Here is an 11264-nt window from a genome sequence, read left to right on the forward strand (position 1 = left end):
TTTGACGGAGTAATAGATATGAAAATCCGAGAAGTGAATGAGAATAAAAAGCAATTTATAGCATTATTGTTATTAGCTGATGAGCAGGAAAATATGATTGATCACTATCTTGAAAAAGGTACTATGTATGTACTTGAAGATGGTAATGTAAAAGCTGAATGTGTCGTTACTGATGAAGATAATGGAATACTTGAAATTAAAAATATTGCAGTTGATCCTCAGAATCAAGGACAGGGCTATGGGAAAGCATTGATTGACTTCCTTGTAAGTAAATATGCAGATGAATATTCTATTTTGCAGGTTGGAACAGGTGACAGCCCGTTGACCGTACCGTTTTATGAAAAATGCGGATTTGTCAGATCTCACAATATTCCGAATTTCTTTACGGACAATTATGACCACCCAATTTATGAGTGTGGTGTACAGTTAATAGATATGGTATATTTGCAAAGATGTTTATAACTTCTAATTTGGAAGGGGGGACTGCTATGCTGAGAAAGTTGAATTGTTTTTTAAATATCGTTATTGGTTCATTCATAGGAGTTTTCATTGGATTCGGAATTTATAAGTTCTGGCACTTTAAAACCTATCCAAATTTATATGCCATGCAGTCTGCACCGTGGTACACAGAGTTACTGTTGGATGGTGCCTTGGTGGCAGTTTTGGTGGTCGTATGTATTATCCTAAAGCTGATTATTTGGAGGAAGTTAAAGCCATAACTTCTTATATAAAAAATTGAGAAATCGTAAAATTTAAGAAAAAGAAATGCACAGTTCTTAGTTTATCGGGAGCTGTGCATTTTTGTAAATAAATACTTTTAATTAGCCGATTACGGCATCCGCTGCTGTAAAATGTTCCAGGGAATTTTCTTTTACCTGAATGCAGATATAAGTAATTCCGGAAATATCGGATGCAAAAAACTGACGCTTTGCAGCAGGTGCGATTTTTAGCCAGTCTCCAGTTGAAAGGCTGATTTCTTCTCCATCAATTATGGCTTTGCCGTTACCTGAAAGAATTCCATAGATTTCTTCATTTTCTTTATGAGAATGAACAAATGGGACATTTGCTCCTGCAGGTAGTTCGTTTAAACTGATTTCTGCACCTGTTAAAGACAACTTTTCATGTAGCTCAATTCGGTTTTCCTTTCCAATAGTTGTTTTTGTGTAATTTGCCATAATAATACCTCCATAGTTAATTTGTAGTTTCTGGTTGCTTGGCATTAGTATAGTGTGAGACACATACAAAAACAAGTACGCACCTTTTTGTAACTGTACACTCAAAATTGAATGTGTTACAATAGACTCGGAGGTGAGAATTATGCGAGCAAAAGAAGAATTACCGGAATGCCCAGTTGCAACAGCAGTATCGCTCATCGGAGGAAAATGGAAACTGCTGATTTTGCGTAACTTGAAAGAGCGTCCATGGAGATTCAATGAGCTACAACGAAGTATAGATGGTATTTCACAAAAGGTTTTGACAGAGAGTTTAAGACAAATGATGAGTGATGGACTGGCATATCGCCACGATTACCATGAGCAGCCACCGAGAGTTGAATACGGCTTAACGGAACTCGGAACAAAAATGCTTCCAATTGTTAATTCACTTGCTGACTTTGGTAACTACTATAAATCAATTATTGAACGGAATTAGGTACGTTAGTATTTGAAAAGCTCGAACAATTTCAGCTTTTTGAAACTGAGAAATCGGAATTTAACGCTTAACGAGGAGGAATAAACATGGCAAAAAAAGAAGAAAGATTTGAAGTTATATTTAGAGATGGAAGTTCGCTTAAGGACGAAGGGATTCGCCAAATTCTTGTAGATAAGGAGACTGGAGTTAATTATCTTTGTTGGAAATCTGGATACGGGGCTGGTATTACACCTCTTCTGGACTCTGAAGGAAAAGTCATAATTACAAAGTAAAATTCAGCGTTTTCAAGGGTTTGCAGAGAATTTAATAACAAAATATAACAGTTATTAAATCGCTTAAAACAGGTGAAATCTCAATCGGTATTTGACATAGGAGTGCGATTATATGAAAAAGAAAATTATTCTATCAATAGCATTTATTATCAGTTTATTACCAATGTTCCTTAATCAATATGGTGAGCTAAAAGGCGTACAGGAAATCACAGGTTTAATAAATTTGCTCAATCCCATTGGAATGGTGTCTGTTATTTTGTTTGCTGTGGGTGTATGGTTTCCCTTCAAGGAACAGGTTGTTGGCAAAAGTTTAGGTGCATTAGGCACAATTGGTATTGTTGTTTCTGAGATATATAAGTTCTTCACATGGCACGTAATGAATATAACGGGCGAAGTAAGTATCCATAAAAGCATTAGATTTGCATTCCCAGAGTTTTATATTGGTTTGATAATTTCTATTTTAATGGTGGTTACATATTTTGTTATCGACAAGAAAGTAAGTGCTACATCTGTTTCAAATTAACAGACAGATTTCAGTTTGTAGAATTCAAAAATTTAATATGAAATGTGAGATAGAGCGTATGGAAATTAACTATACGTTCTATTCTTTTTGCCTTTTTTGAAAAAAGTGATTAAAAAACTATTGACATTTTGTTACTGGAGGAGCGCAAAGATTCCTTCTGATACAAGCAAGTTCCCACCCCCTGCTTATTGCTTTTCGCAATTAAAGCAGGGGACTTACTTGACTTCGGCTAAAAAGATGGAATATAGTATATTGTCGCACATTGACACTTTACCATGATAAGGTTAAAATAAAGATAAATTATGCACTGCAAGAGAAATTGGACAGTTGCAATATTATTCTGAATTTCGGCGGTTTGCCGGGATTATTTGGACAGGAGCGAATATGTTATGATAGCAGAAAAAATGAAACCTTATGTAAAAAATAATTCAGCCATCCGTATGATGTTTGAGGAGGGAAATCGTCTCAGAGCCATTTACGGTGCGGACAAAGTTTATGATTTCAGTCTTGGGAATCCGAGCGTTCCGGCGCCGGAGTGTGTGAAGGAGGCTATTATTGATCTGGTGAATGAAGTGGAGCCGACAGTGCTGCATGGTTATATGAGTAATGCAGGATTTGAGGATGTGCGCCAGACGATTGCGGAATCTCTGAACCACCGCTTTGGAACTAAATTTGCAGCGAAGAATCTGATTATGACAGTTGGAGCAGCCAGTGGTCTGAATGTGATTTTTAAGACAATCCTGAATCCTGAGGAAGAAGTGATTGTTTTTGCACCGTACTTTCTGGAATATGGTGCATATGTGCGCAATTTTGATGGCAAGCTTGTGGAAATCTCTCCGGATACAACCACATTCCAACCGAATCTTGAGGAGTTTGAGCAGAAGATTACAGCAAAGACAAGAGCAGTGATCGTAAATACACCTCACAATCCCACTGGTGTTGTATATTCCGAAGAAACCATTAAGAAGCTGGCTGCAATTCTTGAGAAAAAGCAGCAGGAATTCGGCAGTGTGATTTATCTGATCTCTGATGAGCCATATAGAGAGCTGGCTTATGACGGTGTAGAGGTTCCGTATTTGACAAAATATTATGACAATACCATTGTTGGCTATTCTTACAGTAAATCTCTGTCCCTTCCGGGAGAGCGTATCGGTTATCTGGTAATTCCGGATGAAGCAGATGGCAGTGAAGAACTTATCACTGCTGCGGCTATTGCCAACCGTACTATCGGATGTGTCAACGCCCCATCCCTGATGCAGAAGGTGATTGCCAAATGTGTAGATGCAGAAGTGGATGTAGCTGCATATGACAAGAACCGTCTGGCATTATATAACGGACTGAAGGAATGCGGATTCGAGTGCATTAAACCGCAAGGCGCATTCTACCTCTTTGTGAAATCACCGGTAGCAGATGAAAAAGCGTTCTGCGAAGCTGGAAAGAAATATAATATTCTCATGGTTCCGGGAAGTTCCTTTGCCTGCCCGGGTTATGTGAGACTGGCTTATTGTGTATCTTATGATACTATTATTAATTCCCTGCCGGAGTTTAAGAAACTGGCAGAAGAGTTTGGACTGTGAAAACAGCGGGGATTGACATTGGGACAACAACGATAAGCGGTGTTGTTCTGGAAAAAGAGGAAAACGGACAGGCAAAGATTCTGGAGGCAAAAACTGTAGAGAACGGTTGCTTTATCGAAACCGGAAATGAATGGGAAAGAATACAGTATGCAAAAGAAATTGTAGAAAGAGCAGTGAATCTGCTGGATTATTTCCTGGAGAAGTATCCGCATGTTGAGCGGATTGGGCTCACAGGGCAGATGCATGGAATTGTCTATGTTGACAAAGAAGGAAATTGTGTCAGTCCGTTATATACATGGCAGGATGCCAGAGGAAGTATCTGCGATGGGGATCAGATTCCTTTAACAGAAGAAATCCGGGAAAGATGTCAAATCCATGCTGCTTCAGGATATGGGCTTGTTACACACATTTATAATATCAGGCATAATCTGGTTCCGGATTCGGCGTTGAGTTTCTGTACAATCATGGATTATTTTGGAATGTATTTAACGGGACGAAAAAAACCTCTGATACATGTAAGCAATGCAGCAGGTTTGGGATTCTTTGACAGTCGTAAGATGTGCTTTGAGAAAGAAAAACTGGCTGAAATGGGAGTGGACGTAAACTGGCTGCCGGATGTCTGTACGGAAATAGAAAAACTGGGTACATACAGAGGAAGGACAGTTACAACAGCAATCGGAGACAATCAGGCAAGCTTCCTTGGAGCAGCAGGTGATGAGGAGAATACATTACTGGTCAATATGGGAACCGGTGGACAGATTTCTGTTCTTTCCGGTCAGTATTTTTCGGGAGATGGAATTGAGGCGAGACCTTTCCTGAATGGGAAGTATCTGCTTGCGGGAGCATCTCTGTGTGGTGGCAAGGCGTATGCGCTCTTGGAACAGTTTTTCCGGAAAATTGTAAAAGAAGCGACCGGACAGGAGCAGCCATTATACAAAGTAATGGAAAAGATGGCAAGAACAGGGAGAGACCAGAATAGTGAAAGAACTGAAAGCCGAAAGATTAAAGTTGAAACAACATTTGATGGTACGCGGGTGAATCCGGAAAAAAGCGGCAGTATTACTCAGGTATATTCCGAAAACTTTACACCTGAAGATTTCTGCTATGGTGTTCTGAAGGGAATGAGCACAGAATTGTATCAGATGTATATGACTATTCAGAAAGGAACTGGTATAAAAATCAGACGCATGATTGGTTCAGGGAATGGACTGAGAAAAAATCCGGTACTGTGTGAAATTATTGCGGATATGTTCAAGGCAGAACTTGTTCTGGCAGAATGTGAAGAGGAAGCTGCGACAGGGGCAGCAATGAGTAGTAGTATGTATAACTATATCAATTCCCCCAGATAATAAAATGAAGCAGTGAAGCGGATTGTGAATAACCAATTGATTTTAATACTGGAATTTGAGGAAAGGGGCTGTCCTGAAAATAGACAGCTCCTTCTTTACTGTCCGATTTATTGTATGTTATTTTTCGACATGTTCAGATATATTTTGGAGCATGCCGGAAAATTTTATGAAAACTGCAAAAAAAATCAGGAAAAAAAAGACAGCATTTTAAACGCTATGGAAAAAATGCAATTTTTGAAAAAACAATTATTGTAATAATCTCCCGGACGTGACATAATAAGAATGGAAAAGTAAAAAGCAGGTTAAATTCTGATTAGAAACAGGTAAAATAACCTGCTTACATTATGCGCCGATTTTCTGAGATGAGGTGGGAAATCAGGCAGACGACAAAGGAGAAAATAATGGGAATTTTTTCAATGATATTGTCATTACTGAGCGGAGTAGCGTTATTCCTGTTCGGTATGTCATTGATGGGCGACGGCCTGAAAATGGTTGCCGGAAATAAGCTGGAAGCTTTCCTGTATCGAATGACAAACACACCGCTGAAGGGAGTTGCTCTGGGTACTGGTGTTACCAGCGTGATTCAGTCTTCTTCTGCCACAACCGTTATGGTCATTGGTTTTGTTAACTCAGGTATGATGAAACTGAAACAGGCCATCGGTATTATCATGGGAGCCAACATCGGAACCAGTATTACCGGATGGATCCTCTGTCTTTCTTATATTGACGGAAAGAACGGAATTGCGAAGATTTTATCTACAGCAACAATTTCAGCAGTAGTAGCGATTATTGGTATTATCCTTCGCATGGCCTGTAAGCGTTCCGTGCATAAAAATATCGGTAATATCATGCTTGGTTTTGCAATCCTGATGACAGGTATGCAGACAATGAGCGGTGCTGTTTCACCACTGAAGGACAGCCCCACATTTACAAACATGCTGACAATGTTTTCCAACCCGCTGATAGGTATTCTGGTAGGTATTGCATTTACCGCAGTGCTGCAGAGTGCATCTGCCACAGTCGGTGTATTGCAGGCGTTATCTGTAACAGGTATCCTGACATTCTCCAGTGCATTCCCGATCGTTCTTGGTATCGGTGTAGGTGCTGCCTGTCCGGTTCTGATTTCAGCAATCGGTGCGAATAAGAATGGTAAACGTACAGCACTTGTTTATCTGATCAATGACCTGTTTGGTCTTATCCTCTGGTCAGTGATCTTCTACACTGTAAATGCTGTTGTGCATTTCGGATTTATGGATATGATTATGTCACCGGTTGCAATTGCTTTACTGAATACTGTATTCCGTGTAGCAACAGTATGTGTTCTTTTCCCGTTCATACCGAAGATCGAGCAGCTGGTGTGCTGGCTTGTAAAAGACAGTGCAGAGGAACTGGAAGATGAAGCAGATTTTGATCTTCTGGAAGAACGTCTTCTGAATTATCCGGCACTTGCTATTGGACAGTGTCATCGTGCCATGAGCGGTATGGCAAGGAAGCTTCGCAAGAATGTCAACCGTGCCATGAACCTTCTGAATGAATATCAGCAGGATAAATTTGATAAGGTACAGAGAAAAGAGAACCTGATCGATAAATACGAAAGCCGTCTTGGGGAATATCTGATGAAGCTCACAAAGCATGAGATGAACAGTGCCCAGACAAGGCAGGCATCCCTTTATCTTCATACCATCAATGACTTTGAGAGAATCGGTGACCATGCATCCTACATTGCCTATATGTCCAGTGAAATGCATGATAATCACACCAACTTCTCACAGGAAGCCTGGGATGAGCTGAATGTAGTAATGGAAGCAGTCCGTGAGGAAATCAACCTTACCTGCCGTGCGTTCCTCAATGATGACAAAGAGATGGCACAGAGAGTTGCACCGCTTGGAATGATTATCACATCCTTATGCAATGAGCTGAAGATGCATCATGTAGAGCGTCTGAGTAATGGCAACTGTGGACTGGAAGAGGGAACTGTATATACAGACATTCTCAACAGCTTCAACCGTATTGCAGCACATTGTGCAAGTGCAATGGTAGCTCTCCTTAAGAGTGGAGACGAGAATCCGGATATGCATATCCATGATTCCAAGATTTACCCATCTGACAGCGTGGAATATTATACATACTTCAAGGAATATCGCCAGAAGTATGAAATCGTAAAGAACGAGGAACACATGCGAAGCATGGAACCGGAAGAGGTAGAATAATACTTTTATACTACAAAGCAATAAATATATATGATATAATGACAGCAGATGATCTGGAAACAGATGTCTGCTGTTTTTTCGTTATATTCACTGGGTATGCAGATTGTGGGAAGGATTTTTCGAACACGTTCTGGAGTGTGTGGCTGAGGAGATAGCAGGAAGAATCATTTTTGTAAAAACAACACCCCAAAGGAGGAAGCAATTATGTTATTCGACAGCAGAACAGTTTATCTCGGTGCATCCAGGGACAAATATGAGCAGTATTGTAAAGCCTTAGATTCAGAGAAAATCAAATACAAAACAAAGAGAGTTAACCACGAAGAAAAAATGATAGCCCCGGGCAGGGGAACTGCCCGCAGCATGGGTGGGAACTTCGGAACAGATAAAACATTGTATGAAATCCTGGTCGGAGAGAAAGATTACGACAATGCAATGGGGATTCTGACAGCACTGAAGTAGACTTTACAAAGTATAAATGCCAATTCTACCAGCAGTAGGGTGACTTTCCCCATGGTCTATGACATAATCAAAGTAACAAAAGTACAAGAAAGACGTACAAGGGAGAGCATACTATGGTAGACACACAGAAAGTTGGCGTATTCATTGCACAGTGCCGCAAAGAACATAACTGGACACAAAAAGAGCTGGGCGAGAAGCTGGGAGTCACAGATAAGGCAGTTTCTAAGTGGGAAAATGGGGGTTCGCTTAGATAAAGATACCACACCAATCCCACGCTGACTTTTGCTCAACCGATACAGCCGGAGGGCTGGATAACAAGAAAAGGCGGTATGCGCCCCGTGGAGGGGTAGCGTACCGCCTTTTCTTGTGGGGGTTTCCAAATGGGGGCAAAGCCCCCATTTGGCACACGACTTTGCGAAGCAAAGTGTAGTGTGTTATACCTGCTGGCGTGGCTGACGGGGGAAACGGGGTGCGGTGCTTTTTGCGCCCCGTTTGCTCCGGTAGGAAAACAGGCTGACTTTTTGTGAATGGGAATGAACAAAAAATCGGGCTGGTTTCAGAGAACGGCGGCAGGTATATGAAAGCCCCCGTCCCTCGTCCTACGCTCCGACTTGTGGACAAAGTGTCCCGAAGTAGTGGCCACACTCCCGGAAAATAGCAGGACAGTGGGCAACCGTCAAGACTGAAATGAACGGGTTTGCACCCGGTCTTGACCGCCGCCCGCCGCCCCGTTGAATGGGTGGACAAGGCGGCCAATCCCTCAAAGTGCTTGGCCGCTCTCTTTCTGATTTTGGAGCGTTTCTTTTCTAAAAATTGAAATGGGCGGGAAGCCATTTTAGGGCTTTCCCGCCTTGATTACCCTTTAGCAAAGACGGGCGTGACTGGCTCGGCTGTCTTTGCTACTTGCTTGTATCAAGTATTAGCTTTTGGTTGAAGCAAGATTTTTGGCTAAATCAAAAGGAGTACAGAATGATTTTTGAGCATTCACTCTATTTCCAACACCCCATTTTGCTAATCCAAAGTTTACATTTGCATGTTTAGCGCACTGCATGTCGTAGATACTATCGCCAATGTACAGTAACTCATTTGCTTGACATTTTGTCCATTCCATGTATTTCAAAAGCGGGTCTGGTTCTGGTTTGTGTTGTAGCGTATCATCAGCACAGACCACGGTTTCAAAGTAAGATGATATATCAAATTTCTGAAAATCGCTTCTAAATTCTTCATGGGTTTTAGAGGTAACAATTCCTATGCCTAATTTTAATTCCGAAATAGTCTCAAGCAATTCTTTTATCCCGTGAAATACAGTAATCGTGTCCCTGTATTTTTCCATGTTCTTGTCCCACATAAATAGTGCTGACGCTATATCACTCACTCCTAAACGCTGCAAAGCATTTTCGCCGGTAATTCCTAAAGCAAATGTTAATTCTTTATCGGAGATTATCTTTCCGTTTATTGCTCTTATAGTATCTTGCAAAGAATGAATGACGGCATATTCTGTATCAATCAGAGTTCCGTCTACATCAAAAACAATCTGCTTATAACCCATAGGACTGTTCCTCCTTTTCCCTCGGTCTAATCAAAAAGAGTTGACCAGTTTTTGGTTCGATATGCTTCAAAACACATTTTTACTTGCTCTTCATTATTCTTTTCCGTGGCCAGTTCCGGCAGTTCATTTTCTGAAAAATATGCAAAGCCCGTAGTTTCTATATTTTCTTTGAAGGCACCTCCGATAATGGTGCAAAGTACAAATATTTTACATACGCCATAAGCATATACTGGCAAGTTATGTTTAGAGCGGTCTTGAATTGCAATCACTTTATCAGCAGTTACATCTAAGCCTGCTTCTTCTTTGACCTCCTTAATAGTATTTTCTTTGACAGACACATTTACATCAACCCAACCTCCGGGAAGTGACCATTTTCCGCTATTCTCTTTAACAAGAAGAATTTTTCCATTTTGAAAAATAGCGGCTCTGGTATCAAGTTTTGGTGTCTGGTATCCTGTTTCATTACAGAAAAGGTCTTTCACTTTTTGAACAGGTATATCTGTCTTATATGCCATTATCTCAGCAGAAATTTCCCGTATCCTTTCATAGCGTTCTCTATCAAAAATATCTTTTCCATAGGTCAATCCTGCTTGTGCAAGACTCTGTAATTCTATTGCCCATTCCAGCCATTGTTCTTTCATGGTTATCCTCCCTTGCTACTGTGATTTTCTCTGATAAAATATCAGTCATTTTTTTGGTTCATCACTTTCTTTAACAACTTTTGGAACAAGTCGGCAGTTTCTTCATCCATCGGTGCAAGCTGTCCGATCTGTCCGGCTATCATCGCCGTTACATCGTCAATGGAAAGCGGGTTTTTCTTCTGTTCCGCCAGTGCGTCCCGCATGGCTTGGAACATAGCGGCGGTCACAGCTTCTCCCGGCTGTTCCCCGTTGTCAATATCTTTCTTAATATCCCGCAGGATAGCCAGGAACACATTTTTGATTTTTTCAATCTCTGCTTCATGTTCCCCCATCTTTTGGGTGTTCAAAAGCTGTAAATCCTGCTTTGCTTCCGCCCGGTGTTCCGGGTGTTCTTTCATCAGATCGGACAGGGAAGCCGTTGCTATCTCGATAAGCTGGTTTCTTGCTGTTATGCCCTTTGCCGCCGTGTCCTGAAAATAAATCCGTATCAAATCTATCAGCTTGGGAAAATTCCTGTGTTCCAACAGGCGGTTGAGGATTTGCACATCAACAGCACCCGTCACAAGCCCCCTCACGGCTCCCTCGGACAAGCCTAATTCAGAAATATCGTAGCTTTTACGGACGCTCACGGTAGACAAGCCCAGTATGTAGTCTGTCGATACCTTAAATTCCTTTGCCACACCTATGAGAATATCACTGCTTACCGTTCTTGTTTCGCCGCTGACAATGCGGCTCAACTGGGAAGCGGAAACGCCTATCTTCTCCGCAAGTTCCTTTTGTGTGATGTGGTTCCCATTGCATAAATCGGAAATCCGTTGTCCGGGTGTTCCGGGTAAAGCCATAAACACGCACCTCCTCCGCATACTTCCATTATACAGAATGATTGCAAAAATGCAATTTCCAAAGTGTAAACTTCATCAAAATGCAATTCTCGCAAAATTCCGGGAATTGCATTTTTTTCGTGTAGACTTAGGGTAGTTCATCGATGGACAGCACCTTGAAAACAGAATGACCGTCCGAAAAGGAATACCCCG

14 protein-coding genes are annotated in these 11264 nt (G+C 41.2%); 10 read left to right on the forward strand and 4 right to left on the reverse strand.

Going from position 1 to position 11264, the window contains the following annotated elements:
* Positions 1–18 precede the first annotated feature (18 nt).
* Entirely contained in the window at positions 19–462 is a 444-nt protein-coding gene (locus AC075J_RS14545) for a GNAT family N-acetyltransferase (RefSeq protein WP_020993163.1), read from the forward strand.
* A 359-nt stretch (positions 463–821) separates the two neighbouring features.
* Here the strand turns inward: AC075J_RS14545 and AC075J_RS14550 are convergent, their stop codons facing one another.
* Positions 822–1175, reverse strand: coding sequence for a cupin domain-containing protein (locus tag AC075J_RS14550; RefSeq protein ID WP_128868234.1), 354 nt, complete (start codon positions 1173–1175; stop codon positions 822–824).
* A 142-nt stretch (positions 1176–1317) separates the two neighbouring features.
* Here AC075J_RS14550 and AC075J_RS14555 point away from each other — a divergent pair, with 142 nt between their 5' ends.
* The 9 genes from AC075J_RS14555 (at position 1318) to AC075J_RS14595 (ending at position 8294) form a co-directional block, all read left to right on the forward strand.
* A complete protein-coding gene (locus AC075J_RS14555) occupies positions 1318–1650 on the forward strand; it encodes a winged helix-turn-helix transcriptional regulator (RefSeq protein WP_055053783.1) in 333 nt (110 codons plus the stop codon).
* 86 nt (positions 1651–1736) lie between these two features.
* Positions 1737–1922, forward strand: a complete 186-nt coding sequence (locus tag AC075J_RS14560; RefSeq protein WP_019161960.1) for a DUF6440 family protein — start codon at positions 1737–1739, stop codon at positions 1920–1922.
* A 112-nt stretch (positions 1923–2034) separates the two neighbouring features.
* On the forward strand, positions 2035–2445 hold the full coding sequence (locus tag AC075J_RS14565; protein WP_055053782.1) for a hypothetical protein: 411 nt from the start codon (positions 2035–2037) through the stop codon (positions 2443–2445).
* A 389-nt stretch (positions 2446–2834) separates the two neighbouring features.
* Positions 2835–4022, forward strand: coding sequence for a pyridoxal phosphate-dependent aminotransferase (locus AC075J_RS14570; RefSeq protein WP_022380876.1), 1188 nt, complete (start codon positions 2835–2837; stop codon positions 4020–4022).
* Positions 4019–5371: a sedoheptulokinase gene (locus tag AC075J_RS14575; protein WP_173698412.1), complete on the forward strand. Its 1353-nt coding sequence runs from the start codon at positions 4019–4021 to the stop codon at positions 5369–5371. Before AC075J_RS14570 ends, AC075J_RS14575 begins: the two co-directional genes overlap by 4 nt.
* 24 nt (positions 5372–5395) lie before the next feature.
* Positions 5396–5626 carry a hypothetical protein gene (locus AC075J_RS14580; protein WP_161275851.1) on the forward strand — a complete coding sequence of 77 codons (231 nt, stop codon included), beginning with the start codon at positions 5396–5398 and terminating at the stop codon, positions 5624–5626.
* A 146-nt stretch (positions 5627–5772) separates the two neighbouring features.
* Positions 5773–7581 (forward strand): Na/Pi cotransporter family protein, encoded by a 1809-nt coding sequence (locus tag AC075J_RS14585; RefSeq protein ID WP_008706243.1) that lies wholly within the window; start codon positions 5773–5775, stop codon positions 7579–7581.
* A gap of 204 nt (positions 7582–7785) precedes the next feature.
* On the forward strand, positions 7786–8040 hold the full coding sequence (locus tag AC075J_RS14590) for a hypothetical protein (protein WP_019162937.1): 255 nt from the start codon (positions 7786–7788) through the stop codon (positions 8038–8040).
* Positions 8041–8153: 113 nt separating this feature from the next.
* Positions 8154–8294 carry a helix-turn-helix domain-containing protein gene (locus tag AC075J_RS14595; RefSeq protein WP_118521995.1) on the forward strand — a complete coding sequence of 47 codons (141 nt, stop codon included), beginning with the start codon at positions 8154–8156 and terminating at the stop codon, positions 8292–8294.
* Between the two features lie 665 nt (positions 8295–8959).
* Here AC075J_RS14595 and AC075J_RS14600 read toward each other — a convergent pair.
* From AC075J_RS14600 to AC075J_RS14610, 3 genes are read right to left on the reverse strand one after another with little or no spacing between them, the layout of a single operon-like run.
* Entirely contained in the window at positions 8960–9589 is a 630-nt protein-coding gene (locus AC075J_RS14600) for an HAD family hydrolase (RefSeq protein WP_476390464.1), read from the reverse strand.
* Positions 9590–9615: 26 nt separating this feature from the next.
* Entirely contained in the window at positions 9616–10230 is a 615-nt protein-coding gene (locus tag AC075J_RS14605) for an NUDIX hydrolase N-terminal domain-containing protein (RefSeq protein WP_117802310.1), read from the reverse strand.
* Between the two features lie 41 nt (positions 10231–10271).
* The gene (locus AC075J_RS14610; protein WP_118521997.1) at positions 10272–11072 is read right to left on the reverse strand and encodes a helix-turn-helix domain-containing protein; all 801 of its coding nucleotides are present in this window, start codon (positions 11070–11072) and stop codon (positions 10272–10274) included.
* Between the last annotated feature and the right edge of the window lie 192 nt (positions 11073–11264).

It is taken from the genome of Blautia sp. ZXY-1-C6, assembly GCF_056339875.1.

Coding starts and splice junctions, on each gene's coding strand:
- AC075J_RS14545 (WP_020993163.1), top strand. CDS start 19: ATGAAAATCCGAGAAGTGAATGAGAATAAAAAGCAATTTATAGCATTA.
- AC075J_RS14550 (WP_128868234.1), bottom strand. CDS start 1,175: ATGGCAAATTACACAAAAACAACTATTGGAAAGGAAAACCGAATTGAG.
- AC075J_RS14555 (WP_055053783.1), top strand. CDS start 1,318: ATGCGAGCAAAAGAAGAATTACCGGAATGCCCAGTTGCAACAGCAGTA.
- AC075J_RS14560 (WP_019161960.1), top strand. CDS start 1,737: ATGGCAAAAAAAGAAGAAAGATTTGAAGTTATATTTAGAGATGGAAGT.
- AC075J_RS14565 (WP_055053782.1), top strand. CDS start 2,035: ATGAAAAAGAAAATTATTCTATCAATAGCATTTATTATCAGTTTATTA.
- AC075J_RS14570 (WP_022380876.1), top strand. CDS start 2,835: ATGATAGCAGAAAAAATGAAACCTTATGTAAAAAATAATTCAGCCATC.
- AC075J_RS14585 (WP_008706243.1), top strand. CDS start 5,773: ATGGGAATTTTTTCAATGATATTGTCATTACTGAGCGGAGTAGCGTTA.
- AC075J_RS14590 (WP_019162937.1), top strand. CDS start 7,786: ATGTTATTCGACAGCAGAACAGTTTATCTCGGTGCATCCAGGGACAAA.
- AC075J_RS14595 (WP_118521995.1), top strand. CDS start 8,154: ATGGTAGACACACAGAAAGTTGGCGTATTCATTGCACAGTGCCGCAAA.
- AC075J_RS14600 (WP_476390464.1), bottom strand. CDS start 9,589: ATGGGTTATAAGCAGATTGTTTTTGATGTAGACGGAACTCTGATTGAT.
- AC075J_RS14605 (WP_117802310.1), bottom strand. CDS start 10,230: ATGAAAGAACAATGGCTGGAATGGGCAATAGAATTACAGAGTCTTGCA.
- AC075J_RS14610 (WP_118521997.1), bottom strand. CDS start 11,072: ATGGCTTTACCCGGAACACCCGGACAACGGATTTCCGATTTATGCAAT.